This window comes from Streptomyces ureilyticus (assembly GCF_011045025.1).
GTDB classification, from domain to species: domain Bacteria; phylum Actinomycetota; class Actinomycetes; order Streptomycetales; family Streptomycetaceae; genus Streptomyces; species Streptomyces ureilyticus.
Genome location: NZ_JAAKZX010000014.1, coordinates 54,585 through 80,759 on the forward strand (window position 1 = coordinate 54,585; position 26,175 = coordinate 80,759).

At 69.5% G+C, this 26,175-nt stretch carries 24 protein-coding genes and 1 pseudogene; 17 read left to right on the forward strand and 8 right to left on the reverse strand.

Going from position 1 to position 26,175, the window contains the following annotated elements; all coding sequences use genetic code 11:
* Positions 1-10 precede the first annotated feature (10 nt).
* Positions 11-1,162: an NADH-quinone oxidoreductase subunit D gene (locus tag G6048_RS07150; protein ID WP_165338596.1), complete on the forward strand. Its 1,152-nt coding sequence runs from the start codon at positions 11-13 to the stop codon at positions 1,160-1,162.
* On the opposite strand, the gene G6048_RS07155 is transcribed toward G6048_RS07150, so the two are convergent.
* Positions 1,127-2,260: an SAM-dependent methyltransferase gene (locus G6048_RS07155; protein WP_165338597.1), complete on the reverse strand. Its 1,134-nt coding sequence runs from the start codon at positions 2,258-2,260 to the stop codon at positions 1,127-1,129. The genes G6048_RS07150 and G6048_RS07155 overlap by 36 nt on opposite strands.
* A gap of 141 nt (positions 2,261-2,401) precedes the next feature.
* Between G6048_RS07155 and G6048_RS07160 the strand changes: the two genes are divergently transcribed.
* From G6048_RS07160 to G6048_RS07170, 3 genes are all read left to right on the forward strand, one after another.
* Positions 2,402-3,601, forward strand: a complete 1,200-nt coding sequence (locus tag G6048_RS07160; RefSeq protein ID WP_165338598.1) for a sensor histidine kinase — start codon at positions 2,402-2,404, stop codon at positions 3,599-3,601.
* 95 nt (positions 3,602-3,696) lie between these two features.
* Positions 3,697-4,368, forward strand: coding sequence for a response regulator transcription factor (locus tag G6048_RS07165; protein ID WP_165338599.1), 672 nt, complete (start codon positions 3,697-3,699; stop codon positions 4,366-4,368).
* Positions 4,369-4,448: 80 nt separating this feature from the next.
* Positions 4,449-5,081, forward strand: a complete 633-nt coding sequence (locus G6048_RS07170; protein ID WP_165338600.1) for an AAA family ATPase — start codon at positions 4,449-4,451, stop codon at positions 5,079-5,081.
* Between the two features lie 36 nt (positions 5,082-5,117).
* On the opposite strand, the gene G6048_RS07175 is transcribed toward G6048_RS07170, so the two are convergent.
* The gene (locus G6048_RS07175; RefSeq protein WP_165338601.1) at positions 5,118-6,314 is read right to left on the reverse strand and encodes a threonine aldolase family protein; all 1,197 of its coding nucleotides are present in this window, start codon (positions 6,312-6,314) and stop codon (positions 5,118-5,120) included.
* 390 nt (positions 6,315-6,704) lie between these two features.
* On the opposite strand from G6048_RS07175, the gene G6048_RS07180 reads away from it, so the two are divergent.
* From G6048_RS07180 to G6048_RS07225, 10 genes are all read left to right on the forward strand, one after another.
* A complete protein-coding gene (locus G6048_RS07180) occupies positions 6,705-7,634 on the forward strand; it encodes a Rossmann-like and DUF2520 domain-containing protein (RefSeq protein WP_165338602.1) in 930 nt (309 codons plus the stop codon).
* Complete coding sequence (gene panC / locus G6048_RS07185; protein ID WP_165338603.1) at positions 7,631-8,632, forward strand: pantoate--beta-alanine ligase; 1,002 nt, start codon at positions 7,631-7,633, stop codon at positions 8,630-8,632. Before G6048_RS07180 ends, panC begins: the two co-directional genes overlap by 4 nt.
* A gap of 11 nt (positions 8,633-8,643) precedes the next feature.
* Positions 8,644-10,413, forward strand: coding sequence for an L-aspartate oxidase (locus G6048_RS07190; protein ID WP_165338630.1), 1,770 nt, complete (start codon positions 8,644-8,646; stop codon positions 10,411-10,413).
* Positions 10,410-11,414 carry a carboxylating nicotinate-nucleotide diphosphorylase gene (nadC, locus tag G6048_RS07195; RefSeq protein WP_328825691.1) on the forward strand — a complete coding sequence of 335 codons (1,005 nt, stop codon included), beginning with the start codon at positions 10,410-10,412 and terminating at the stop codon, positions 11,412-11,414. The genes G6048_RS07190 and nadC overlap by 4 nt, the downstream gene beginning before the upstream one ends.
* A 9-nt stretch (positions 11,415-11,423) precedes the next feature.
* The gene (locus tag G6048_RS07200) at positions 11,424-12,221 is read left to right on the forward strand and encodes a type III pantothenate kinase (protein ID WP_165338605.1); all 798 of its coding nucleotides are present in this window, start codon (positions 11,424-11,426) and stop codon (positions 12,219-12,221) included.
* A 193-nt stretch (positions 12,222-12,414) separates the two neighbouring features.
* Positions 12,415-12,660, forward strand: a complete 246-nt coding sequence (locus G6048_RS07205) for a hypothetical protein (RefSeq protein ID WP_408056119.1) — start codon at positions 12,415-12,417, stop codon at positions 12,658-12,660.
* Between the two features lie 5 nt (positions 12,661-12,665).
* A complete protein-coding gene (locus G6048_RS07210) occupies positions 12,666-12,857 on the forward strand; it encodes a hypothetical protein (RefSeq protein ID WP_165338606.1) in 192 nt (63 codons plus the stop codon).
* Between the two features lie 85 nt (positions 12,858-12,942).
* Positions 12,943-13,377, forward strand: a complete 435-nt coding sequence (locus G6048_RS07215; protein WP_165338607.1) for a BlaI/MecI/CopY family transcriptional regulator — start codon at positions 12,943-12,945, stop codon at positions 13,375-13,377.
* Between the two features lie 9 nt (positions 13,378-13,386).
* Positions 13,387-13,929, forward strand: coding sequence for an amino-acid N-acetyltransferase (locus tag G6048_RS07220; RefSeq protein WP_165338608.1), 543 nt, complete (start codon positions 13,387-13,389; stop codon positions 13,927-13,929).
* 238 nt (positions 13,930-14,167) lie between these two features.
* Positions 14,168-14,503 carry a histone-like nucleoid-structuring protein Lsr2 gene (locus G6048_RS07225; RefSeq protein WP_165338609.1) on the forward strand — a complete coding sequence of 112 codons (336 nt, stop codon included), beginning with the start codon at positions 14,168-14,170 and terminating at the stop codon, positions 14,501-14,503.
* Here G6048_RS07225 and G6048_RS07230 read toward each other — a convergent pair.
* The gene (locus G6048_RS07230) at positions 14,482-15,063 is read right to left on the reverse strand and encodes an SCO3374 family protein (RefSeq protein WP_165338610.1); all 582 of its coding nucleotides are present in this window, start codon (positions 15,061-15,063) and stop codon (positions 14,482-14,484) included. The genes G6048_RS07225 and G6048_RS07230 overlap by 22 nt on opposite strands.
* Positions 15,064-15,495: 432 nt before the next feature.
* Here G6048_RS07230 and G6048_RS07240 point away from each other — a divergent pair, with 432 nt between their 5' ends.
* Positions 15,496-18,021 carry an ATP-dependent Clp protease ATP-binding subunit gene (locus tag G6048_RS07240; RefSeq protein WP_165338611.1) on the forward strand — a complete coding sequence of 842 codons (2,526 nt, stop codon included), beginning with the start codon at positions 15,496-15,498 and terminating at the stop codon, positions 18,019-18,021.
* A 102-nt stretch (positions 18,022-18,123) separates the two neighbouring features.
* Here the strand turns inward: G6048_RS07240 and G6048_RS07245 are convergent, their stop codons facing one another.
* Both G6048_RS07245 and G6048_RS07250 read right to left on the reverse strand, forming a co-directional pair.
* A complete protein-coding gene (locus G6048_RS07245) occupies positions 18,124-18,756 on the reverse strand; it encodes an HAD family acid phosphatase (RefSeq protein WP_165338612.1) in 633 nt (210 codons plus the stop codon).
* Between the two features lie 200 nt (positions 18,757-18,956).
* On the reverse strand, positions 18,957-22,085 hold the full coding sequence (locus tag G6048_RS07250) for an NACHT domain-containing protein (protein WP_165338613.1): 3,129 nt from the start codon (positions 22,083-22,085) through the stop codon (positions 18,957-18,959).
* 119 nt (positions 22,086-22,204) lie between these two features.
* Between G6048_RS07250 and G6048_RS07255 the strand changes: the two genes are divergently transcribed.
* A complete protein-coding gene (locus G6048_RS07255; RefSeq protein ID WP_165338614.1) occupies positions 22,205-23,707 on the forward strand; it encodes a carboxylesterase/lipase family protein in 1,503 nt (500 codons plus the stop codon).
* A 92-nt stretch (positions 23,708-23,799) separates the two neighbouring features.
* On the opposite strand, the pseudogene G6048_RS07260 reads toward G6048_RS07255, so the two are convergent.
* Positions 23,800-24,123: pseudogene (locus G6048_RS07260) on the reverse strand (STAS domain-containing protein); the annotation flags it as partial.
* Between the two features lie 202 nt (positions 24,124-24,325).
* On the opposite strand from G6048_RS07260, the gene G6048_RS07265 reads away from it, so the two are divergent.
* Positions 24,326-24,790 (forward strand): helix-turn-helix domain-containing protein, encoded by a 465-nt coding sequence (locus tag G6048_RS07265; protein WP_165338616.1) that lies wholly within the window; start codon positions 24,326-24,328, stop codon positions 24,788-24,790.
* A gap of 76 nt (positions 24,791-24,866) precedes the next feature.
* Here G6048_RS07265 and G6048_RS07270 read toward each other — a convergent pair whose 3' ends face one another.
* Both G6048_RS07270 and G6048_RS07275 read right to left on the reverse strand, forming a co-directional pair.
* Positions 24,867-25,928 (reverse strand): PDDEXK nuclease domain-containing protein, encoded by a 1,062-nt coding sequence (locus G6048_RS07270; RefSeq protein WP_165338617.1) that lies wholly within the window; start codon positions 25,926-25,928, stop codon positions 24,867-24,869.
* Between the two features lie 46 nt (positions 25,929-25,974).
* Positions 25,975-26,169 (reverse strand): DUF397 domain-containing protein, encoded by a 195-nt coding sequence (locus G6048_RS07275; RefSeq protein WP_165338618.1) that lies wholly within the window; start codon positions 26,167-26,169, stop codon positions 25,975-25,977.
* Between the last annotated feature and the right edge of the window lie 6 nt (positions 26,170-26,175).

Sequence of the window (26,175 nt, forward strand, 5' to 3'; positions counted from 1 at the left end):
CACTGTTCCCATGACTCCCACGACGGAGACCACGGTCGGCATCGGCGGCGCCGCGGAGAGCACCGACATGGTGCTCAACATCGGGCCCCAGCACCCGTCCACGCACGGTGTACTGCGCCTCAGGCTCGTGCTGGACGGCGAGCGGATCCAGCACGCGGAGCCGGTCATCGGCTATATGCACCGTGGCGCGGAGAAGCTCTTCGAGGCGCGCGACTACCGCCAGATCATCGTGCTCGCCAACCGTCACGACTGGCTCTCCGCCTTCTCGAACGAGCTGGGTGTCGTCCTCGCCGTGGAACGCATGCTCGGCATGGAGGTCCCGGCCCGCGCGGTGTGGATGCGCACGCTCCTCGCGGAGCTGAACCGCGTCCTGAACCATCTGATGTTCCTCGGTTCGTACCCGCTTGAGCTGGGCGGAATCACCCCGGTCTTCTACGCCTTCAGAGAGCGCGAGGAGCTTCAGGCCGTCATGGAGGAGATCTCCGGCGGGCGCATGCACTACATGTTCAACCGCGTAGGCGGCCTCAAGGAGGACCTCCCCGCCGGATGGACCGCACGCGCGCGTGCCGCCGTCGCGGACGTCCGCTCGCGCATGGACGTGTACGACAACCTGGTGGTGGGCAACGAGATCTTCCGCGGGCGTACGCGCGACGTGGGCCGGATGTCCCCGGAGACGGTGCACGCCTACGGAGTGAGCGGTCCCCTCGCCCGCGCCAGCGGAGTCGACTTCGATCTGCGCCGCGACGAGCCCTATCTGGCGTACGGGGAGCTGGGCGACGTCCTGAAGGTCGTCACGCGGCAGGAGGGCGACTGTCTGGCCCGCTTCGAGGTCCTCCTGGAGCAGACGCACAACTCCCTGGACCTCGCCGACGCCTGCCTGGACCGGCTCGCCGAGCTGCCGCCAGGCCCGGTCAACCAGCGGCTCCCGAAGGTGCTCAAGGCCCCGGAGGGTCACACATACGCCTGGACCGAGAACCCGCTCGGCATCAACGGCTACTACCTCGTCAGCAAGGGCGAGAAGACCCCGTACCGGCTGAAGCTGCGCTCGGCCTCGTACAACAACATCCAGGCGCTGGCGGAGCTGCTGCCGGGGACGCTGGTCGCGGACATGGTGGCGATCCTGGGATCACTGTTCTTCGTGGTCGGGGACATCGACAAGTAGGGCTTTCCCGGCTCTCTGCGCTCTCTGTGCTCTCCGTAGAGGGCTGTTTTCGCCGGGCGGCGGATCGGGCAGCGGGTTCGGAATCCCAACCGGCTGCACGAGCCAGCCGAAGTCGCCGAGTCCGCCGGGAGCCGTGAGCTCGGCGGCCTCACCGGCGCCGGCCAGGGCCCGTACGTACGCCGTCGGGTCCGTGGAGGCCAGCGACAGCGGCGGCCGGCCGCCGCTCACGCCCAGGGCGCGCAGGGCGTCCCGCTGGGTCAGCAGCCGGGCTCCGGGCAGCGCGCACGCGTCAAGGGCCACATGCGCGGTGATGTCGCACGACCCATCTGGTACGGGCGCCGTCTCGCGGCCCTCGCGGAAACCGGTGAGCGTCCCGAAGGGCGGGCGCGCGTCCGCGCGATGGGCGTAGTCGACGGCCACGGCGAGACCCCGGTCGAGGACGGCCACGGCGGATGCCCAAGCGGCGTCCCTGGGGAGGCCGATTTCGGCACGTAGCCCTTCAGAATGCTGATTTGCTTCGTTTGCTTCGGGGCGCCGATTTTCAGGAAGCGGCCACCACCGCGCCAGCCACTCCGCGTCCGTCCCGGAGACCGGCTCCCCGAGGGATTCCGTGCCGTCGTCCCGTACGAGGACCAGCCGTGGCACTCCGTCCGCGTCCACCTCGGCCACGTCCAGCGGCACGTTGTCCAGCCACTCGTTCGCGAACAGCAGCCCGGCGACCCCCGCCGGAGGCTGCGCGCACCACTCGATCCGGTGGTCGAGTCCGGCGGGCCGGCCGGCGCGTTCGACGGCGTACCCGCGCGCGCGGGAGGCCACTTCGACGGGAAGGGCCTCCAGGACGCCGGTGACCAGCTCACCGCGGCCCGCGCCCATGTCGACGAAGGCGAGCTCGGCAGGCCGGCCGAGCGCCTCGTCGACCCGGCACAGGAGCCGGGCCACGGCGCCCGCGAACAGCGGCGACGCGTGCACGGAGGTGCGGAAATGACCCGCGGGCCCCTCCTGCCGCCGATAGAACCCTGAAGGCCCGTACAGCGCCTCCTCGGCGGCCTGCCGCCACCCGCGCCGGCCACCCGCTGCCTCGTGTGCGTCTTGTCTCACGGCTTGCCCCACGACGCCAGGCTAGGCGGGCTTTGAGCGCCGGGAATCAGCAGGTCTCCACCTTGGGGAGTACGTACGGTGGTTGCGGATCGACCCTCCGGTTGACCCCTGCACACTGCACCCTTCCCTACGCTGGGTTACGTGCAGCGCCTCTATGACTTCCTCCGCAGGCACCCGATGTGGGTCGACAGCTTCTGGGCCGTCCTCCTGCTCGGGATTTCCGTGCTGGGCGGATCGGTCACGGAGGAGGCCCAGGGGGCCGATCTCCCGGCCGTCACGGTTCCGGTCATGATCCTGCTGAGCCTGGTGGTCGCGCTGCGCCGCCGTATGCCGGAGAAGATGCTGATCCTGGCGATGGTGGTCGGCCTGGCGCAGCTGATCGCGGACACCGGGACGCTGCCCGCCAACTTCGCCTTCCTGGTGATCATTTACACGGTCGCGGCGGACGGCGCCCGCTGGGCCTCCCGGATCGCACTGACCGGTGGCCTTTGTGCCGCCCCCCTGGCACAACTGCGCTGGACGTCGGAGCAGGGCGTCGGGAGCAGCATCGCCATAGTGATCTTCCAGACCGTTCCCTTCGCGCTCGCCTGGGTGCTCGGCGACTCGGTCCGCACCCGCCGCGCCTACCTCTCGCAGCTCGAGGAGCGCGCCGACCGGCTGGAGAGGGAGCGCGAGGCGCAGTCCAAGGTCGCGGTCGCCGCCGAGCGGGCCCGGATCGCCCGCGAGCTGCACGACGTGGTCGCGCACAACGTGTCGGTGATGGTGGTGCAGGCGGACGGTGCCGCGTACGTCCTGGACACCGCCCCCGACCAGGCCAAGAAGGCCCTGGAGACCATCTCCGGAACAGGCCGTCAGGCCCTCGCCGAGATGCGCCGGCTGCTCGGCGTGCTGCGCACCGGCGAGCACCAGGAGAGCGGCGAGTACGTCCCCCAGCCCGACGTCGACCAGCTCGACGACCTCATCGAGGAGGTCCGCACAGCCGGCCTCCCCGTCGACTACAAGATCGAGGGCACCCCGCGACCGCTGCCGAGCGGCGTCGAGCTCACCGCGTACCGCATCGTGCAGGAGGCGCTCACCAACACGCGCAAGCACGGGGGGCCGAACGTGGGCGCGAGCGTGCGCCTGGTCTACTTCGACGACGGCCTCGGGCTGCTCGTCGAGGACGACGGGAAGGGCGCCCCGCACGAGTTGTACGAGGACGGTGGCATCGACGGCAGAGGACACGGCCTGATCGGTATGCGGGAGCGCGTCGGTATGGTCGGCGGCACCCTGGACGCGGGGCCGCGCCCGGGCGGCGGCTTCCGGATCAGCGCCCTGCTCCCGCTCAAGCCCGTCAATTGACACGTGCACACCCCACCGACCGCACCGCCAACCGACCGCCCACGCACCGACCGCCCACGCACCGCCCGTCCATGAACCGACCGGAGGACCCAGGAATGCCGATCCGCGTGATGCTCGTCGACGACCAGGTGCTGTTGCGCACCGGGTTCCGGATGGTGCTCGCCGCCCAGCCGGACATGGAGGTCGTCGCGGAGGCGGGCGACGGTGTCGAGGCCCTTCAGGTGCTGCGCTCTACCACCGTCGACGTGGTCCTGATGGACGTACGCATGCCGAAGCTGGACGGTGTCGAGACGACCCGACGCATCTGCTCGGAGCCGGACCCGCCGAAGGTGCTGATCCTGACCACCTTCGACCTCGACGAGTACGCCTTCTCCGGGCTGAAGGCGGGCGCCTCCGGCTTCATGCTCAAGGACGTGCCGCCCGGCGAACTCCTCACCGCCATCCGCTCCGTGCACAGCGGTGACGCGGTGGTCGCGCCCTCCACGACCCGTCGTCTCCTCGACCGGTTCGCGCCGATGCTGCCGAGCGCCGGCAAGGAGCCCCAGCACCAGGGGCTGGAGCGGCTCACCGACCGCGAGCGCGAGGTGATGATCCTGGTCGCGCAGGGCCTGTCGAACGGCGAGATCGCCGCACGCCTCGTCCTCTCGGAGGCGACCGTCAAGACACATGTGGGGCGCATCCTCACGAAGCTGGGGCTGCGGGACCGGGTGCAGGTCGTGGTTCTGGCGTACGAGACGGGTCTGGTACGGGCCGGGGGACAGGGCTGAGCGGGACAGGGCTGAAGGGCTTGGCAGGGGATCTGCGCGAACGTGACCGAGGCGTGACCGTCGGCCACTAAGGTCTCCGCATGCTCCTGTGGATCAACGGCCCCTTCGGGGGCGGCAAAACACAGACCGCACACGAGATCCAGCGCCGACTGCCCGGCAGCGTCATCTGCGATCCCGAACACGCCGGCTTCGGGCTGCGCCGCACACTGCCGCCCGAACTGCGCGGAAACTTCCAGGACTTGGTGTCCTGGCGGCAGGGCGTCGTCGAGGTGCTCGACCTCGCCCTCACCAAGCACGATGGTGTTGTGATCGCCCCCATGACCGTCACGGACTTCGGCTACTTCGACGAGACCGTGGGGCGACTGCGCGAAAAGGGCCACGACGTACGGCACTTCTCGCTCCTCGCCCAGCGCGAGACCGTCCTGAAGCGGCTGCGCGAGCGCGGCTTCGGCCACCTCCTGGGGTACGTCGCCGGCAAGGACGCCCCCTTGCGCAGGGAGAGTTGGGCGGTGGAGCAGCTCGACCACTGCCTGGAGCGCCTGCGCGAGCCGGAGTTCGCCGAGCACCTGTGGACGGACGACACCACGGTCCCCAAGACCGCCGACCGGATCGCCGTACTGGCCGGATTGACACTCAAGCCGAACAAGGAGGGGGCGCTGCGGACGCGGCTGCGGCAGATACGGGTCGGGGTCAAGCACATCCGGTTCGACTGACGGGCCTTGCTCCGGTGACGTACGTCCTCCCGCTGTTCAGGCCGCTGAGCCGGGCAGCCGTGCCACGAAGTCGGCTACGGCCTTCCTGACGTCCTCCGCGGTCCACTCCAGGCCCGCCTCGGCCACCGCCACCTCCGTGACCGACAGCCCCGGCACCCTGTCCGGGAACCAACGACGGAACAGCGCCGTCTTGGTCTCCTCGACCTGCCGTACGACCGCCTCGTTGAGCTTCTCGTGGTCGTACGCCAGCCACACCCGGAACTCATGCGTGTGCGGCTCCTCGGGGTGGACGCGACTCCAGGGGAGACCCGCCGCGGCGAACCCCTCGCGCAGCGCCGCGGCGACCACGCGCGCGTGGGCCACGTATTCCGGCAGCCGGGGCAGCTCCTTCTCCAAGCCGATCAGCGCCGACAGGGCCGTCGGGAACTGCTGGAAGACCTGGCCGCCGTACCGGTGCCGCCAGGCTTTCGCCTCGTCGACGAAGGTCCGCGGGCCCGCGAGCGCCGCGCCGCCCAGCCCTCCCAGGGACTTGTAGAACGACACGTACACGCTGTCCGCGAGGCCTGCGATCTCCTCCAGGGGGCGCCCGAAGTGCGGGGTGCACTCCCACAGACGCGCCCCGTCGAAGTGGACCACCGCGTCGCGCTCCCGCGCCGCGTCCACCACCTCGGAGAGCTCGTCCCAGGAGGGCAGCATGAAACCGGCGTCCCGGAGAGGCAGTTCGAGCATCAGGGCCCCGAAGGGCTCCTCGAAGTCCCGTATCTCCTCGGCGGTGGGCAGCCGGGGCTCGTACGTCAGATGGACGGTCCGCAGACCGCTCACTACGGAGAAAGCGTCGCGCTCGTGCACCTCGGGGTGGGAGAGCGGATGCAGGGCCACTACGAGGTTGCCGGTACGGCCCGCCCAGCAGCGCAACGCGACCTGCTGGGCCATGGTGCCGGTGGGGAAGAAGGCGGCGGCTTCCTTGCCGAGAAGGCCCGCGACCCGCTCCTCCAGGGTCTCGACGAGCCCGTCGCCGAACACGTCCACCGGCTGGTCCAGGTCGTACACCTGGGGCGCCGCCTCCGTCAGCCGCGCCAGCCGCTCGCCGACCGTGGAGTGGAAACCGGGCCGCCACAGTGTTCGTTCGGCCCTTCGGACGGCAGCCCAGCGCCGCGCCTGTTTCTGCTCCGCCGACTGTTCCTCGGCCTGTTCCGCCAGGTCGTCCCCGCCGTGCCCCGCCGTATCGCTCATCCCTGGATCATGCCAAGCGCGACGTCGGCGGGGCGTGCGGATTTCCCACAATTTCCCACAGCGTCTCTGACTGGCTTAGTGATCCCCAGTGTTGCTCGGGAATGTGAGCCAATCGCCTTCGTGCCCTGGTGCCGAGCGACGGGAAATCGTCAGCCCTCGTGGCACGTCCCTCCGGACGCTGGTCGGTGAGGTCTCGCGACCTCACCGAGGAGGGTGCCCGACGTCGCCTGGGCGCCGGGCGTGCGCGTCACAGTCTGCCACGGAACCACTACGGATCGCTAATCCGACTAGTGGGCTGTGGACAACAAATCGGGCCCGGAACGGATCGCGTTAACATGACGAGAAATCGTCCGGTACCCCGAGCGGACTGGAACGGAAGGCCGCCGTCGAGTGAGTACAGTCCCACAACCAGACCCCAAGGACCGCCCCGCGCGGCTCACCGTCGGCGTCGTCGGTGCCGGCCGCGTGGGGCCCGCTCTCGCCGCGTCGTTGCAGCTCGCCGGGCATCGGCCGGTGGCCGTCTCCGGGGTTTCCGACGCCTCCGTACGGCGTGCGGCCCAGCTCCTGCCCGACGTACCGCTGGTGACGCCCGCGCAGGTCATGGAGCGGGCCGAGCTCGTGCTTCTGACGGTCCCGGACGACGCCTTGCCGGGGCTGGTGGAGGGGCTCGCCGAGACGGGGGCGGTACGGCCGGGGCAGCTGCTCGTGCACACCTCCGGGCGGTACGGCGCGAAGGTGCTGGATCCCGCGCTGCGGGCCGGTGCGCTGCCGTTGGCGCTGCATCCCGCGATGACGTTCACCGGCACTCCTGTGGACGTACAGCGGCTCGCCGGGTGCTCTTTCGGGGTCACCGCGCCCGAGGAGCTGCGGCTGGCCGCGGAGGCGCTGGTCATCGAGATGGGCGGCGAGCCCGAGTGGATCGCCGAGGCCGCCCGGCCGCTGTACCACGCGGCCCTCGCGCTCGGCGCCAACCACCTGGTGACCCTGGTCGCCGAGTCCATGGATCTGTTGCGTACGGCGGGCGTGGAGGCCCCCGACCGGATGCTGGGCCCACTCCTCGGTGCGGCCCTGGACAACGCCCTCAGGTCGGGGGACGCGGCTCTCACAGGACCGGTCGCGCGCGGTGACGCGGGCACGGTCGCCGCGCACATCACGGAGTTGCGCAAGCACGCGCCGGGAGCCGTGGCCGGCTATTTGGCGATGGCCCGCGCGACCGCCGACCGGGCCCTCGCCCACGGACTGCTCAGGCCGGAGCTCGCCGAGGACCTTCTCGGGGTACTGGCCAACGGGACCGACGGCACCGAGGGAGACGCCCGATGACCAACGCCCTGCTGCGCACCGCCGACGAGCTCCACGCGCGCGTGCGCACCGGCCGCCGTGCCGTCGTGATGACGATGGGCGCCCTGCACGAGGGTCACGCGACCCTGATCCGTACCGCCCGGGGGATCGCGGGCGGCGACGGAGAGGTCGTCGTCACGGTCTTCGTGAACCCCCTCCAGTTCGGCGCGGGCGAGGACCTCGACCGTTACCCGCGCACTCTGGACGCCGACGTGAAGATCGCCGAACAGGCGGGCGCGGACGTCGTGTTCGCCCCCTCCGCGGACGAGGTCTACCCGGGCGGCGAACCCCAGGTCCGTATCAGCGCGGGCCCCATGGGCGAGCGCCTGGAGGGTGCCGCACGGCCCGGGCACTTCGACGGCATGCTCACCGTCGTCGCCAAGCTGCTGCACCTCACCCGGCCCGATGTGGCGCTGTACGGGCAGAAGGACGCCCAGCAGCTCGCCCTGATCCGCCGCATGGTGCGCGATCTGAACTTCGGCGTGGAGATCGTCGGCGTACCGACCGTGCGCGAGGAGGACGGCCTCGCCCTGTCCAGCCGCAACCGCTACCTCTCGGCCGCCGAGCGCCGCACCGCGCTCGCCCTCTCCCAGGCCCTGTTCGCGGGCAGCGACCGGCACGCCGCACAAGAGGCCCTGCGCGCACGCGCCCGCGAAGTGCCCACCACGCGCGCGCGTGCCGAGGCCCTCAGCGCACTCGGCGAGTCCCGCGCCGCCGCCGACGCGCACGCGGTCGCCAAAGCGGTCCCGGGCGGCCCCGCCGCGGTCCGGGCCGCCGCCCGCCTCGTCCTCGACGACGCCGCCCGTATGCAACCCCCGCTCGCCCTGGACTACTTGGCGCTGGTAGATCCGTCCGACTTCACCGAGATCCCGGACGACTACACCGGCGAGGCGGTCCTCGCCGTCGCCGCCCGGGTCGGGACGACCCGGCTGATCGACAACATTCCGCTCACTTTCGGAACCTTCGGAGCCGCCTCGTGACCAGCACAGGCATACGCCCGCCCGTCTCCCACCACCGCCCTCGAACGAGAGCGCTCCGCGCTCGCCCCCGTTTGACCGCCCCCGCCCCAGGCTGGTTCATCGCCGCCGACGTCGTGGTCGTCGGCTCCGGAGTCGCCGGACTCACCGCGGCCCTGCGCTGCGACGCCGCGGGCCTGCGGACCGTCGTCGTCACCAAGGCCATGCTCGACGACGGTTCCACGCGCTGGGCGCAGGGCGGCATCGCGGCGGCCCTCGGTGAGGGCGACACCCCGGAGCAGCACCTCGACGACACGCTGGTGGCGGGCGCGGGCCTGTGCGACGAGCAGGCCGTACGCCTCCTCGTCACCGAGGGCCCCGACGCCGTACGCCGCCTCATCGCGACCGGCGCCCACTTCGACGAGTCCGAGCAGGGCGATCTCGAGCTCACCCGCGAGGGCGGCCACCACCGCCGCCGTATCGCGCACGCGGGCGGCGACGCGACGGGCGCCGAGATCTCCCGGGCCCTTGTCGAGGCGGTACGCGCGCGTGGACTGCGTACGATCGAGAACGCGCTGGTCCTGGACGTGCTGACGGACGCCGACGGCCGCACCGCGGGCGTCACGCTGCATGTCATGGGAGAGGGCCAGCACGACGGCGTGGGAGCCGTGCACGCGCCCGCCGTGGTCCTCGCCACCGGCGGTATGGGCCAGGTCTTCTCGGCGACCACCAACCCCTCCGTGTCCACCGGAGACGGCGTCGCGCTCGCCCTGCGCGCCGGGGCCGAGGTCAGCGACCTGGAGTTCGTGCAGTTCCACCCGACGGTCCTGTTCCTCGGCCCGGACGCCGAGGGCCAGCAGCCGCTGGTCTCCGAGGCGGTACGGGGCGAGGGCGCCCACCTCGTCGACGCGGATGGCGTGCGCTTCATGGTCGGCCAGCACGAGTTGGCCGAACTCGCTCCCCGGGACATCGTCGCCAAGGGCATCATGCGCCGCATGCAGGAGCAGGGCGCCGAGCACATGTACCTGGACGCCCGGCACTTCGGCGCCGACATGTGGGAGCACCGCTTCCCCACGATCCTCGCCGCCTGCCGCGCCCACGGCATCGACCCGGTGACCGAGCCCGTCCCGGTCGCCCCGGCCGCCCACTACGCCTCCGGAGGCGTCCGTACGGACTCCCAGGGCCGTACGACCGTCCCCGGCCTGTACGCGTGCGGGGAGGTCGCCTGCACGGGTGTGCACGGCGCCAACCGGCTCGCCTCCAACTCCCTCCTGGAGGGCCTCGTCTACGCCGAGCGCATCGCGGCCGACATCGCCACGCGCCGCGAGGAAAACCGCCTCTACGCGCGCGTGCCCGCGCCGGTCGCCTACCCGGAGCAGCCCGTCCACCCGCTCCTCGACGCCGAGGCGCGGTTCGCGATCCAGCGGGTCATGAGCGACGGCGCCGGTGTGCTGCGGTCCGCCGAGTCCCTGGAGCGGGCGGCCGACCGCCTCGAGCAACTGCACTCCGACGCCCGCGACGCGCTCGCCGAGAACGGCAAGACGGCCGAGCCAGGCGTCGACACCTGGGAGTCCACCAACCTCCTGTGCGTGGCCCGCGTCCTGGTCACCGCCGCCCGCCTGCGCGAGGAGACGCGCGGCTGCCACTGGCGCGAGGACCACGCAGACCGCGACGACACCGACTGGTCCCGCCACATCGTCGTACGGCTGAATCCGGACCGAACCCTCGCCGTACACACCACCGACACAGCAGACTTCCCCCCGACCCGGCAGCCCCGCCCGGCACCCAGCCCCCAGGAGCAGTGACAGCAGTGAGCAGCACCCCCGACCTTCCCCTCCTCTCCAGCGGTGGCTGCGGCGACGGCTGCGGCTGTGGTGCCGCAGGTGCCGAAGAGGAGTACGACATCGACCCCATGGAGTGCGGCCTCGACCCGGCCCTCGCGGCACTCCTCGCCGACGCCGGGCTCGACCCCGTCGAGGTGGAGGACATCGCGCACCTGGCCATCGAGGAGGACCTCGACCACGGCGTGGACGTCACCACGGTCGCGACCATCCCCGAAGAGGACGTCTCCACCGCCGACTTCACCGCCCGTGAGGCGGGCGTCGTGGCGGGCCTGAGGATCGCCGAGGCGGTCGTCTCGGTGGTCTGCACGGACGAGTTCGAGGTCGAGCGCCATGTCGACGACGGCGACCGCGTGGCGGCCGGCCAGAAGCTCCTGAGCATCACCAGCCGCACCCGCGACCTCCTGACGGCCGAACGCAGCGCCCTGAACCTCCTGTGCCGCCTCTCCGGCATCGCGACCGCCACGCGCGCGTGGGCGGACGTTCTGGAGGGCACGAAGGCGCGGGTGCGCGACACCCGTAAGACCACGCCCGGACTGCGCTCCCTGGAGAAGTTCGCGGTGCGCTGCGGCGGCGGCGTCAACCACCGGATGTCCCTCTCGGACGCGGCCCTGGTCAAGGACAACCACGTGGTCGCCGCGGGGGGTGTCGCCCAGGCCTTCAAGGCCGTACGGGAGACCTTCCCGGACGTACCGATCGAGGTCGAGGTCGACACCCTGGACCAGCTCCGCGAGGTCGTGGACGCGGGCGCCGACCTGATCCTCCTGGACAACTTCACGCCCGGCGAGTGCGAGGAGGCCGTCGCCCTCGTCGACGGCCGCGCGTTCCTGGAGGCCTCGGGCCGTCTCACCTTGGACAACGCGGCGGCGTACGCGCGTACCGGCGTCGACTTCCTCGCCGTGGGCGCCCTCACCCACTCCTCGCCGATCCTCGACATCGGCCTCGACCTGCGAGCGGCGGAGTAGGTACGGGTCATGCTGCTGACCATCGACGTGGGCAATACCCACACCGTCCTCGGCCTCTTCGACGGCGACGACATCGTCGAGCACTGGCGCATCTCGACGGACGCGCGCCGCACGGCCGACGAGCTGGCGGTGCTGTTGCAGGGCCTCATGGGCATGCACCCGCTGCTCGGCGACGAGCTGGGCGACGGCATCGACGGCATCGCGATCTGCGCCACCGTACCCTCCGTCCTGCACGAGCTCCGCGAGGTCACCCGCCGCTACTACGGCGACGTCCCCGCCATCCTGGTCGAGCCCGGCGTCAAGACCGGCGTGCCGATCCTGATGGACAACCCCAAGGAGGTCGGCGCGGACCGCATCATCAACGCGGTCGCCGCCGTCGAGCTCTACGGCGGCCCCGCGATCGTCGTCGACTTCGGTACGGCGACGACCTTCGACGCGGTCAGTGCGCGCGGGGAGTACGTGGGCGGGGTCATCGCCCCCGGCATCGAGATCTCGGTCGAGGCGCTGGGCGTGCGGGGCGCTCAGCTGCGCAAGATCGAGGTGGCGCGGCCGCGGAGTGTGATCGGCAAGAACACGGTCGAGGCGATGCAGTCGGGCATCATCTACGGGTTCGCCGGGCAGGTGGACGGCGTCGTGAGCCGGGTGGCCCGCGAGCTGGCCGCTGACCCGGACGATGTCACGGTCATCGCGACGGGTGGGCTCGCGCCGATGGTTCTGGGCGAGTCCTCGGTGATCGACGAGCATGAGCCATGGCTTACGTTGATCGGGCTGAGGCTGGTTTACGAGCGGAACGTCTCGCGTTCGTGAGTTCAGTTTTCGGCTGACGGTCCGTTGTGGCTGGTCGCGCCCACGCGGCGGGAGCCGCAAGTTGATACAGCCGGGAAGGGGCGGGCTGGGGAAAGGAAACCCTCCGCCCACGGACCCGCACCTGACAACGAACCCAACCGCCGGAGGCGAGCCGTTCCGCGAAGGTTGTCTGATTAGTGCGTATCGTCGCCTCATGGCTACCCCTTACGCCCGCACGCGCGCGCGTGCCGCCGCCGAGGACCCCGAGAAGAAGCCGGCGAAAAAGCCCGCCTCTCCGCCGGCGCCGAAGCCGAAGACCGAGCCGCAGCGCAGCCCCAAGCCGGGGCAGCCGCACCGCCCCATTCCCACCCCTGGCGAGGTCTTCCCGCCCAGACGCAAGCCGCCCACGCCACCCGGCGAGCCCCCACAGCAGCTCGCCCCCACACCCTGGCTACTCTGAAAGGCATGGACTACGTCTCCGCGCTCGTACCCCCCGTAGTGATGGCTGTGTTCTTCACCGGTCTGATCGTGACGATCGTGAAGACCCAGGGCGGCGCCAACAAGGCCAAGGAGGACGCGGTCGTCGACGCCGCCCTTGCCCGTGCCGAGAACACTCGCCAGGCTTCCGGCGACCGTGATCGCAAAGCCGACGCCTGAACTCGTACGCCCCTTTCGTTGACAACCATCCACCAAAGCCATGTTTGTAATGCTTTGAGTGGAATGTCCCACTAGGGTCTGAGTTGTGCCTCGCCCCTTGGGAGAACTCGAAGACGCGGTCATGTCGCGGGTGTGGAAGTGGAACCGCCCGGTGACCGTTCGAGAAGTCCTGGAAGATCTTCAGCAGGAACGGTCCATCGCGTACACCACGGTGATGACCGTTTTGGACAATCTCCATCAGAAGGGCTGGGTGCGCCGCGAAGCGGAAGGCCGGGCCTATCGATATGAGGCGGTCTCCACCCGCGCCGCCTACGCGGCCGCACTGATGAACGAGGCCTGGTCGCGGAGCGACAACCCGGCCGCCGCTCTCGTCGCCTTCTTCGGCATGATGTCGCCGGAACAGCGCACGGCACTGCGTGACGCCCTCCGCATCGTGGAAGGCCCCGAAACGACGAGCGGCGAAACGACGACCAGCGAAAGCGAGAACCCCGCCGCCCCCGAGGGCGACACCGGGCGATAACGTCCGGTCATGCCAGCAGAGCAGTCCGAAGTCGCCACCCGTAATGCCCTCACTGTCCGCCGGGCCAGGACCAGCGATGTCCCCGCGGTACGCCGACTCCTTGACGCCTACGTCCGCGGCGGCATCCTGCTCGACAAAGCCACGGTGACGCTTTACGAGGACATCCAGGAGTTCTGGGTCGCGGAACGGGATGCCGGCACAAGTGCCGAGGTGGTCGGCTGCGGTGCGCTGCACGTGATGTGGGAAGACCTCGCGGAAGTCCGTACTCTCGCCGTGGATCCCGCGCTCAAGGGCGCCGGCGTCGGACATCAGTTGCTGGGGAAGTTGGTGGAGACCGCCCGCTGGCTCGGTGTTCGCCGGGTATTCTGCCTGACCTTCGAAGTCGACTTCTTCGCGAAGCACGGCTTCGTGGAGATCGGTGAGACACCCGTTGACCCCGAGGTCTACGCCGAGCTACTGCGTTCCTATGACGAGGGCGTGGCAGAGTTCCTCGGTCTCGAACGAGTGAAACCGAACACCTTGGGCAACAGCCGGATGCTTCTGCATCTGTGATCGTCCGCTTCGAATACGCCCGGCACCCCTTGCCCGGGGGCTCTATGTCCGAAACGCGTGCGTTTTCGGTCTTCTCAGGTCGGGTCGGTCTCTCCCGGTCTCTCCCAGGGGTTTGTGTTTTTCCAGCAAAAGCGGTTTGCTTTCGGACGTACTGCAGTAGTGCATATAACAGGGGGCATGAAACAGCGGCAGTCGCCGCGGACCCTCGGCCCTGAAGTTATCGATGAAAGGAAATCCGGTGGCACAGAAGGTTCAGGTCCTTCTTGTCGACGACCTCGACGGCGGCGAGGCGGACGAGACCGTGACGTTCGCGCTGGACGGCAAGACGTACGAGATCGATCTCACCACCAGCAATGCGGACAAGCTCCGTGGCCTTCTCGACCCGTACGTGAAGAGCGGTCGTCGTACCGGAGGTCGCGCTTCCGGGGGGCGTGGCAAGGCGCGCGCCGCTTCCGGCGGGAGTCAGGACACCGCGCAGATCCGTGCCTGGGCGAAGGAGAACGGTTACGAGGTCAATGACCGTGGCCGTGTTCCGGCGTCCATTCGCGAGGCTTACGAGAAGGCCAACGCCTGAGGGCGGGCTTGCCGCAGGCGGATCCGGTGGCACTGCGTTGCCATCGTGTCCACGAGTCGTACGAGATCGGGGGCGCCCCCACCGCCCCCGCCGAGCGCCGACAGTGTCGGCAACGCAGGCTCCACCTCGCAGTCCGGCTCTGGGGGCCGCAGCCAGACGGCGGCCCCCTGCGGGCCGTCCACCGTGCTGCTTCGCGTGCTCCGGGTGTGCCGCGGCAGCGGGGCCTCGATGCGCCCGCCCGCGCCGATCGCCCTGAGATCCAGCGCGAGAGACCCCCACTCCAGCCAGTCGAGCAGCCCCGGCAGCTCGTCCGCGCTTCCCGCGGCCACCAGCAGCCGCATCCGGTCCGCCCGCACGGCCACCGGAGAGCCGGGGCCCAGATGCCGCAGCGCCGCGTGACCCGCCTCCGCGGGCACCTCCAGGACGTCGAAGCGCAGGCCTGTCAGCAGCTCGACGGGAGGTCCGGGCACTGTCGCCCAGCCCAGTTCGTTCTCGTACCAATGGCGCACCTGGTCGTCGGTGTCCAGTGGGCGGCGAGGGAGAGGAACGGTGGGGACCATGCCAGGAGCAACCGTCAAAAGAGGCTTCGGGTTACGTTGGGTGTTCGGATGTGTACGTCGAGTGCCGGAAACGGGGGCGTGTGGAAGCGCTCGGCGGCGCAAGGATGTTCGCCCATAGCGGAGGGAATGGGTGCGCGCGGCATGGACTGTCGGTGCGTACGGGTAAGACATCCCTAGTGGGAGGGGCGACACGCAAGGCTCAGGCATCTCACGTTCGCCATCGGCGTACAGCTGGTGTGGGTATCTGCCTGGCCTGCGGGAACATCGTCTCGCACCATCGGGTTGGAGCAGATGTCGGCGTTCGGCGATTGGGAGGCCAAGGACGGGTGTCGGCAGATGGAATGAGCGGTCCCCGCTTGCGGGACTAAGCTGCGGAAGGACAGGGAGGGGAGCGTCCCCTTACTGCCTGACCGCTCTGAGGAGCGATTAACGATGTTCGAGAGGTTCACCGACCGCGCGCGGCGGGTTGTCGTCCTGGCTCAGGAAGAAGCCCGGATGCTCAACCACAACTACATCGGCACCGAGCACATCCTCCTGGGCCTGATCCACGAGGGTGAGGGTGTCGCCGCTAAGGCCCTGGAGAGCCTCGGGATTTCGCTCGAGGCGGTCCGCCAGCAGGTGGAGGAGATCATCGGGCAGGGGCAGCAGGCCCCGTCCGGGCACATCCCCTTCACCCCCCGTGCCAAGAAGGTCCTGGAGCTGTCGCTCCGCGAGGCCCTTCAGCTGGGCCACAACTACATCGGCACGGAGCACATCCTGCTCGGCCTGATCCGTGAGGGCGAGGGCGTCGCCGCCCAGGTCCTGGTCAAGCTGGGCGCTGATCTCAACCGGGTGCGGCAGCAGGTCATCCAGCTGCTCTCCGGCTACCAGGGCAAGGAGACCGCCGCCGCAGGTGGGCCTGCCGAGGGCACCCCCTCGACGTCCCTGGTCCTCGACCAGTTCGGCCGGAACCTCACCCAGGCCGCTCGTGAGTCCAAGCTCGACCCGGTCATCGGGCGCGAGAAGGAGATCGAGCGGGTCATGCAGGTGCTGTCCCGTCGTACGAAAAACAACCCCGTGCTCATCGGCGAGCCCGGCGTCGGCAAGACCGCCGTCGTCGAGGGCCTGGCGCAGGCCATCGTCAAGGGCGAGGTGCCCGAGACCCTCAAGGACAAGCACCTCTACACCCTCGACCTGGGCGCGCTGGTCGCCGGCTCCCGCTACCGCGGTGACTTCGAGGAGCGCCTGAAGAAGGTGCTCAAGGAGATCCGCACCCGCGGCGACATCATCCTGTTCATCGACGAGCTGCACACGCTGGTCGGTGCGGGTGCCGCCGAGGGCGCCATCGACGCCGCTTCGATCCTGAAGCCGATGCTGGCCCGCGGTGAGCTCCAGACCATCGGTGCCACCACGCTCGACGAATACCGCAAGCACCTGGAGAAGGACGCCGCGCTCGAGCGCCGCTTCCAGCCCATCCAGGTCGCTGAGCCGTCGCTGCCGCACACCATCGAGATCCTCAAGGGCCTGCGCGACCGGTACGAGGCGCACCACCGCGTCTCGATCACCGACGAGGCGCTCGTCCAGGCCGCGACACTGGCCGACCGGTACATCTCGGACCGCTTCCTGCCGGACAAGGCGATCGACCTGATCGACGAGGCCGGTTCCCGGATGCGTATCCGCCGGATGACCGCGCCGCCGGACCTCCGCGAGTTCGACGAGAAGATCGCCGGCGTGCGCCGCGACAAGGAGTCCGCGATCGACTCGCAGGACTTCGAGAAGGCCGCCTCTCTCCGCGACAAGGAGAAGCAGCTCCTGGCCGCCAAGGCCAAGCGGGAGAAGGAGTGGAAGGCCGGCGACATGGACGTCGTCGCCGAGGTCGACGGCGAGCTGATCGCCGAGGTCCTCGCCACGGCCACCGGCATCCCGGTCTTCAAGCTGACCGAGGAGGAGTCGAGCCGCCTGCTGCGCATGGAGGACGAGCTCCACAAGCGGGTCATCGGTCAGGTCGACGCCGTCAAGGCGCTGTCGAAGGCGATCCGTCGTACGCGTGCCGGTCTGAAGGACCCGAAGCGTCCCGGTGGTTCGTTCATCTTCGCCGGTCCGTCCGGTGTCGGTAAGACCGAGCTGTCCAAGGCGCTCGCCGAGTTCCTCTTCGGTGACGAGGACGCGCTGATCTCCCTCGACATGTCGGAGTTCAGCGAGAAGCACACGGTCTCCCGGCTCTTCGGTTCGCCTCCCGGTTACGTGGGCTACGAAGAGGGCGGTCAGCTCACGGAGAAGGTCCGCCGCAAGCCGTTCTCGGTCGTCCTGTTCGACGAGGTCGAGAAGGCCCACCCGGACATCTTCAACTCGCTGCTGCAGATCCTGGAGGACGGTCGCCTGACCGACTCCCAGGGCCGGGTCGTGGACTTCAAGAACACGGTCATCATCATGACGACCAACCTCGGCACGCGGGACATCTCCAAGGGCTTCAACCTGGGCTTCGCGGCCTCGGGTGACAAGAAGTCCAACTACGAGCGCATGAAGAACAAGGTCTCGGACGAGCTGAAGCAGCACTTCCGGCCCGAGTTCCTCAACCGCGTCGACGACGTGGTCGTCTTCCCGCAGCTGACCCAGGAGGACATCCTGCGGATCGTCGACCTGATGATCGGCAAGGTCGACGAGCGCCTCAAGGACCGGGACATGGGCATCGAGCTCTCCCAGTCCGCGAAGGAGCTGCTGGCCAAGAAGGGCTACGACCCCGTGCTGGGCGCGCGTCCGCTGCGTCGCACGATCCAGCGTGAGGTCGAGGACAGCCTGTCGGAGAAGATCCTCTTCGGCGAGCTGCGTCCCGGCCACATCGTGGTCGTCGACACGGAGGGCGAGGGCGAGACCCAGACCTTTACCTTCCGCGGCGAGGAGAAGGCGGCGCTGCCGGACGTCCCGCCGATCGAGCAGGCCGCTGGTGGGGCCGGCCCCAACCTGAGCAAGGAGGCCTGACCCTCCGGGGTTTGAGCCGAGAGTCGAAGGTCGTAGAAGGGGGCCGGTGCTTTGTGAAAGCACCGGCCCCCTTCGCGTGCCCGACAGGGGGCTACGGGTGGCTTACGACAACTGCCCGTCGTAGTCCGGCAGCTTGAACGCCTTCTCCGCGTGGCCGCCGGAGAGGTCGGTGGGGGTGTTGCCGATGTTCGCGATGATCGTGTAGCCCTTGGCCTCGATCTCCGCGCGCTTTTCGGTCTTGAACTCGGCCTTGTCCCTGAAGAGATCGCCGAAGTTGCGTACGTACAGGCCCGACACCTTGTAGCCGACGTGCTTGAGGTTGTGGTCGGTCACGGAGCCGATGATGTCCGGGCGCGCGGTCACGAAGAACAGGGCGACGCCGTGCTCCTGGGCGTACTTGGCGACTTCGAGGACGGGCGCGTTGGCCGGGGACGGGTAGCTGAAGCCGAAGTCGCTCTCCAGCGTGGTGTTGTCGATGTCGAAGACGATCGCCTGCTTCTCGCCCGCGGCGGCGTCGGCGATGCGCTGCTTGAGGTACGGGAACGCGTCGTTCATGACCGCCTGGCAGTCCTTCTGCCAGGTGTCGTAGTCGACGTCCGCGGCAGCGGCGGTCGTGGCCGCGGTGGGGGCTGCTGCCGGGCTCGCGGCGGCGACCGGGGTCACCAGGGCGGCGGTGACGGCCGTGGCGGCGGCGGTCACGCCGACGAGGCGTCGCTTCCAGCTTCTTCCTGTCATGGGGGGTCCTCTCGCGTCTGAGTCGCGTCGCGTCGAAGCACATTGAGGGGCGGTGCGGGTCCTACGACGTACATGGGCCGCGCTGCATCGTCACGGGCGTGTGAGGCCACGGGGAGGCCAAGGCATTACCGGCTGGTAACTGTAAGGTGCCCAAGTGGAGTTGGGCTAGGGGCTGGCGCTGGGCTGCTCCGTGAGCAGAGCTACAGCGTGATGTGGCCTTGCCGGATGGTGCGTGTGCCGGGCAGGAGCGCGAGGATGTGTTCCGGGACTTCGGTCGCCTCCGGGGCAAGGAAGAATGAGACCGACTCCAACCCTGGAAAGAAAGCCGGTACCGCCGAGAGATCTTCGTTTCCGGTGAATTTGTTGAAGTGAAGGTGCCTAATGCCTGGCAGGACCGGGCCCTCGGTCCACGGGACCGCAGTCCAGTTGAGGCGCAATTGCGTCAGCTCCGGGAGCAGGGCGACCTCTTCGTAGTCCTCGAGCGCGAGGGGTTCGATGAGTGTCGCCAGGCTCAGCGTCGTCACCGAGCGCATATGACGCAGTCCGCGCAGTCCGGTGAAGTCGAGAGCACTCTTGGTGAATCGCAGATACGTCAGCGGTAGCTCGGGGAGAGCGGCATCGACGGAATCGCCGTGGAGGGGAACGCCGGTGTCGAACTCGCGCAGGGTGGCCGAAGCCGAAAGCGCGGCCAGCGCCCCCGGCTTCTCCAGGCCCGCCATACGGTCCAACGCCAGCCATTTCAGCGGCAGCTCGGCCAAGGGGGCCAGATCTTCCACGCACGGACTATCGCTGATGTCCAGATAATCGAGCCTGCTCAGCCGCGAAACGAAGTTCAGGTCGCGCAGCTTCTGGTTGCGCCACAGGGCGAGCTGGCGGGTTTTGTCCGGCACGAGCCAGGAACTCAGTTCCGACGGCTCGATGTCCCCCATGACCTGTATTTGCGGTCTGCCGCCGAGGGCGTGCAAGGCGCGAAGCTGGGCGGTCGACTCAACGGCGAAGAAGAGCTCGCGCGGCAGTAGGTGGGCGATGACATCGGCTGCGTACTGCTCGGTGTCGAACCGATGCCAGGTCGCCGAGAGTTGGGCGCGCACCGCGAGGGCCGGGTGCGTGCGGAAGCGGGCCAGGACCGGGACCGCCGCGTCCGTGCCGATGAGCGAGGCCGTGACCACCACCGCCCTGGCCTCCGCCTCGGACAGGCCCTCCGGGCCGGGGAGCAGCTCCAGGACGAGCGGGCCCACCGAGGCCAGCTCCCGGGCCTCCTCTGTCGTACGCGGCGGGAGCAGCGTGGCCGCCTGTTCCTCCACGTCGGCCCGGACCGTCGGGTCGAGCTCCGTGGCGTGTTCGAGGCAGGCGAGGGCGATGAGCCGGATGCGGGCACCGGCGCCGGGGGCGATGTGGTCGCCCGAGGCCGAGTCGAGCAAGTCGCGCAGGAACCCGGCCCGTTCGCGAGGCCGCGCATGGGCCACCGCCATCCGGATCACGTCCGACCACTGGGAGTCGGACGCGTTCCGGACCAGGAGCCCGAAGTCGCCGTCCTCCACCGCCGCCTTCGCGCCGAGATAGTCCTGGAAGGTGCGGTGGACGAACTCGACGGTGCCCAGGGCCGGTTCGCGCAGCAGGCCGCTGCGTATGAGGAGATGGCGGTAGATCGCGGGGGCGTCCCCCTGGCTCGCCACGGCCGGCAGGGACGGGAGGGCGTCGGCGATGATCCGTTCGGCGCGTTCGCGGTCCATCTCCAGGCGGTTGTTGCGGATCAGCCAGTAGGCGAGGCGCTGGAGGAGCTGGATCTGGGGGAGTTCGGTGAGCTGGATGCCGTCGCGAGGATCCCGGGGGAGCATGTCGCGCTCCTGGTCGCGGCGCGCGAGGAGCATGGAGAGGGCAGCGTCGTACAACTCCTGCCGCCCGTGCGGGAGATAGCCGCGCCGGTCGCGGTGCAGGGCGCAGATCAGGCCGCACATCAGGGGGTTGGTGGCGAGCTGGCCCAGGTCCGGCTTGGTGCGTACGGCCTCCAGGAGCGAGGTCTCGTACGCGGTGAGGCGCTCCGGGTCGGGGGCGTCGATGCGGGCCGCCGTGTGCCAGCGTTCGATGAACGCGGCCACGTCGGTGGGGCTCATCGGAGAGAGGGCCAGTTCGGTGAAGCCGTCCGTGGCGAGCCAGTCCTCGCGTACGGCCGAGGGGCGCGAGGTGACGAGCCACTGGTTGCCCGGGTAGGCGTCGAGGAGGTCGCGCAGCCAGTGGCGGGTGCGCTCGCGGTCGGGCTCCGGGATCTCGTCGATGCCGTCGACGAGCAGCAGCCCGCGGCCCGCCGTCAGCACCCGGTCAGGCCAGCCGTCCGGGGCCGCGCCGTGGAAGGGAACGCGGGCGGTGGCCAGGAAGTCGGCGGGCGCGGGCAGCCCGTCGGCGCGGCGGACGAGCGTACGCAGCGGAAGTACGAAGGGGACGCGGTCCCCGCGCTCACCCCGAGCCGCCGTCACGGCCAGCCACTGCACCAGCGTCGTCTTGCCCGAGCCCGCCACGCCGCGCAGCAGGACCAAGTCGTGGTCGGCGAAGGCCTCCTCGGCGGGGAGCGGGCTGCCGGCCGAGGCGATGTAGCCGCCGCCCTCCGGCTCCTGGTCGTCGGTGGGGCGCAGGGCCTGGAGGGTGAGGTAGGCGGCGTCCAGGGGCCAGCGGTCGGGGGAGTTGGCCAAGTCGATGCCGTAGATGGTGAGTTGACTGTGCCGGGCCGCAACGTACGAGAGGTAGCGCCGTTCGAAGACCTCGTCCGCGCTGCCGGGGAGCGGAGTTCGGGCGATCAACTCGTCCATCTTCGCCAGGAGTTCGGCCTGGCGGCGGGTCTGCTCGACGAGTGCGCGGGGTACGAAGGCCGACCGTTGCGTGAAGAAGTGCAGGATGTGCAGGCAGGCCGCGTCGAGGAGCCGCTCGTAGAACAGTGCCGAGTCGAAGGCGAGGTCGCGGTCGGGGTTCCCGGTGGCCTGGCGCAGGCGGAGAGCGAGGCCCGTGTGGCCGAGTTCCACGGCCTGTACGTCCGTCATGGTGAGGTCGCCGAGGGCGTGGAGGGTGCCGGCCAGGGCATGGACCACGGCCTCTTCCTCGTCGGCGGGAAGGGGGCGTTCGCCGCTCTTCAGGGCCCGTCGGACCAGCTCGGCGGCGAGTTTGGTGACGTCCTTCTCGGTCAGGGACCGCTTCTCGCCGGTGAAGGAGACGTACGCCGAGATGCGTACGGGCTTGTCGACCAGGGCCGCTCCTGGCCCCTCCGTCACGAACAGTTTCCTGACGAGCGGGCTGAGCACGCTCGACGCCAACCGGACGCCTACGGATGCTGGTTCCATGTCTCTCCCCCGAGGGCATGGCGGGTGGGCGATCAGCGTAACCGGTAAAGCCATTGGCTCTTCGGGCTCGGTCGCGGGAGGATCCGCGGTGTCCCGACCTGCCAACAGAGGGAGCCGTGATGGGCGCCGACGAACCCGAAGTCCGTACGACAGCAGGGGTGTTGCGAGGGGAGGAGCAGGCGGGGCTTGCCGTGTTCCGCGGGATTCCCTTCGCTCAGCCGCCGGTTGGTGCGCTGCGGTTCGGGGCGCCCCAGGCCGTACGGGGCTGGGACGGCGTACGGAAGGCCGTGGCGTACGGGCCGCCGCCTCCGCAGGCGTCGGCGTTCGGGATGGACGCGCTGTCCCAGGACACGGGGGACGACTGGCTGACGCTCAACGTCTGGACGCCCGACCCCGGGGCGGGCGCTGGGCTGCCGGTGATGGTGTGGCTGTACGGGGGTGCGTACAGCATCGGGACGGCCAGTCTGCCCGAGTACGACGGCGCGCGGCTGGCGCGCGAGGGCGTCGTCATCGTGACGCTCAACTACCGGGTGGGCATTGAGGGGTTCGGGCTCATCGAGGGAGCACCGGCCAACCGGGGGCTGCTCGATCAGGTCGCCGCGCTGGAGTGGGTGCGCGAGAACATCCGGTCGTTCGGCGGCGATCCGGACCAGGTGACCGTGTTCGGCGAGTCGGCGGGGGCCGGGTCGGTGGCCGCGCTGCTGGCGATGCCGCGCGCGGCCGGACTGTTCCGGCGGGCTGTCGCGCAGAGTGTGCCCGGTACGTTCTTCTCCGCCGAGCTCGCGGCCGATTTCGCCCGTGCCTTTGCCGACGAACTGGGGCTGCGGCCGACCGTGGCCGATTTCGGCTCGGTGGCGCCAAGCCGGCTGCCCGCGGCGGGAGATGCCGTGGGTGCTGCCATGCGCGGGTCCCTGAAGCGGTGGGGGCCTGTGGCGCATACGGCGGTACCGCTCGCGCCGGTCGTCGACGGCGAGGTTCTGCCGGTGGATCCGTGGCAGGCGCTTGCCTCCGGGGCCGGGCGCGAGATCGACCTCGTCGTCGGACACACGCGAGACGAGTTCCGTCTCTTCATGGCGCTCGGCGGGATGCTCGGCGAGGTGACGGAGGAGCAGGCGGCCGTGGCGCTGGAGGTGTTCGCTCCCGGCAGGGAGGACGCGTACCGCGCCGCGTTCCCGGACGCCGGCCCCGACGAGCTGTACGAACTCGTCAACTCCGACTGGCTGTTCCGTATGCCGTCACTGCGGCTGGCCGAGGCGCAGGTCGAGGCGGGTGGACGTGCGCACTTCTACGAGCTGACGTGGTCCGCGCCGGGCATGGGCGGAGGGCTCGGCGCCTGCCATGGGCTCGATGTGCCGCTGGTGTTCGGAACCTTGGACGGGGGTCTGCCCGCGATGCTGCTCGGCGAGACACCACCTCCGGAGGCGGAGGAGCTGTCCGCGCGCTTCCGCTCCGCGTGGACGGGCTTCGCGTCGGGCGAGGGGCCCGGCTGGCCCGTGTACGACCTGGAACAGCGGCTCGTCCAGGTCTTCGACACGAGTCCGGCGGTGGCGGCGTATCCGGAGGAGGCGTCGCGGGGGGTTTGGCGGGGGCATGTGTTCGGGGCGTTGCCGCTGGGGGCTTAGCTGGATGGTTGGTCCGGGAGCAACTCGTGCTGTCGGCACCACTCTTCGATGTTGCGGCCGCCGCCTTCTACGGCCGCTCGCCAGTGTCCGTCGGCGGTGATCGCCTCCTCGAGCGAGAGGTGGATCGAGAAGACGCGGTCGAGTCCGGTGATCCGGAAGATGCGGACGATACGGTCGCTGTCGATCACGAGCCGGAGTGAGCCCTCGTGAGTCCGCAGCCGTTTGAGGCTGCCCACGAGGGCGCCGAGGCCGGTCGAGTCGAGGAAATCCACGTTCCGCATGTCCGCGATGACGTGGACGACGTCCTTGTCGAGGAGATCGATGATGCCTTCGCGCAGCGTCGGAGCCGTATAGACGTCGATCTCGCCGGCGACCTGGAGGACGGCGCAATTGCCGCCTGCGGGGATGGAGTTCAGGTTTAAGTCGCGCACGTCGGTCTCCCGTGTCGGCGTTGGGTCGTCATGAGCGGGCACTGTGTTGTCATTGTGCAGAGTGACAACGAGTTGCAGGGAACTACAGTAAGGCGACTGACAAGGCTTGTCAATGGTGGTCTTTCGCTGTCATCATGGAGGATGACATAGCGGAGTGTGGAGGATGACGCGAGGGAGAGGGAGCAGGGTGCGGGTCGAAGAGGCCATCGGAAAGCAGATCGCGCGCTTCAGGGAGGCGCGACGGCTGTCGCTGACGGAACTGGGCGAGGCGATGGGCCAGTACCTCGACCGCCCCTGGAGCCGCCAGGCCGTCCACCAGGCCGAACGGGGCCGCCGCGCCTTCACGGCAGCCGAGCTGACCGCCATCGCCCTGGCCCTGGACACCTCGGTCCCCGCGCTGTTCCTCACGGAAGCGGAACAGATCGAACTGCCGGGCCGGGCCATTTCGCCCGAGGAGTACCGGGGGATCCTCCTGTACGGGTCCAAGGACGCGCCCTTGGACGGGGTCGACGAGCTGATCGTGGCCCTGCACGACATCGGCGAGGTCTTGTCGAGGCCGACGCTGGCGCGGCTTGCGAAGATCGGGGCTGTGGCGGAGCAGGTGGCGAAGGGCGGGGCGGCGGCCGAACGATCCGGTGAAGCATGGCCATGATGTGGCCCTACGGCAATTGTCCAACAGACTGCTGCACTATTTGGCTCCGGCCGGGTGTGGGGCATCTGGGCGCCGCTCATGACTGCACGGAGTCGATCGCGTCCTGGACGACGCGGTTCAAGTCGTCTTCCGTGGGGACCAGTTCGCGCTCGGCTGGTGAGAGTGTCGAGTAGCTCGTCACGGCCAGCGGGTTGTTGCTGGCGTCGAGGGCGAGTTGGACAGCGGCCTTGTTGTGGCGGGTGCCGATGAGGAAGCCGATGGTCGCGTCGTCGCGTTGCTCGTCGCGGACCATCTTGTCGACCACGCTGACATAGAAGTTGAGCTTGCCGACGTGTTCAGGGCGTACGTCCTTGGTCTTGAGCTCGAAGACGAAGTAACGGTGGAGCTTGAGGTGGTAGAAGAGCAGGTCGATGCGGTATTCCTCGCCGCCGACGAGCACCGGGTACTGGCGGCCGACGAAGGCGAAGCCGACGCCGAGTTCGGTGAGGAAGCGGACCATGTTGGCGACGATGGCCTCTTCGAGCTCACGTTCGGTGTGGTCCTTGTCGAGGCCGAGGAAGTCGAGGCGGTACGGGTCTCGGGCGAGGTCCATGAGGGCGGCCGAGCCCTCCGGGGTGGCCACCTCGAAGTTGGTGGCGGCGGAGCCCTGGGTGAGGTGCAGGCTCTGGTGGATGAAGCGGCTGAGGAGGTCTCGGGACCAGCCGTTGCGGACGGCTTCGGTGACGTAGAAGTCCAGTTCGGAGCGGGTGTCGAGCTTGTCCATGAGGACCGTGATGTGGCCCCACGGCAATTGTCCAACAGCCTGTTGGACAATTGGCTCCGGCCAGGTGCGGGCCATCTTGTGCATGTACATCAGGTTGCTTCGGGAGAAGCCGCGCTGGTTCGGGAAGGCCGTTTTCAGGTCCGTGGCGAGCCTGCTCACGACCTTGGTGCCCCAGCCCTCCTGCTCCTGGCGGGCCAGGATGAGCTTGCCGATCTGCCAGTACATCTGGACCAGTTCGGTGTTCACGGCCCGCTGTGCGCGGAGGCGTGCGCCCGCGACGGTCTGTTTGACCTCGCCGAGCAGATCGCCGTACCAGGAGGGCAGGGTGCCCTGCTGCGCGGGGAGGCTGGGCTTGGCCTCGACGTTCTCGTGCATGAGGTGAGGTTCGCGCACGGTGATCTTTTCGCGGGGGCGAACCGTTTCATGTCACCCGAACGTGTGGGGTTCGGGCGAGTGTTCGTATGAGAGTGGCCAGGGTGGTGGGGGTGGTCGTGAGGACGGCGTCCGGGGTGTCGCTCTCTCGGAGATGGACGGTGCCCGTGGGGGTGGCGGCGACGTAGAGGCAGTTGGCCTGGTCGCCGCTGAAGGATGACTTCTGCCAGTCGAGGGCGGACATGCTGGT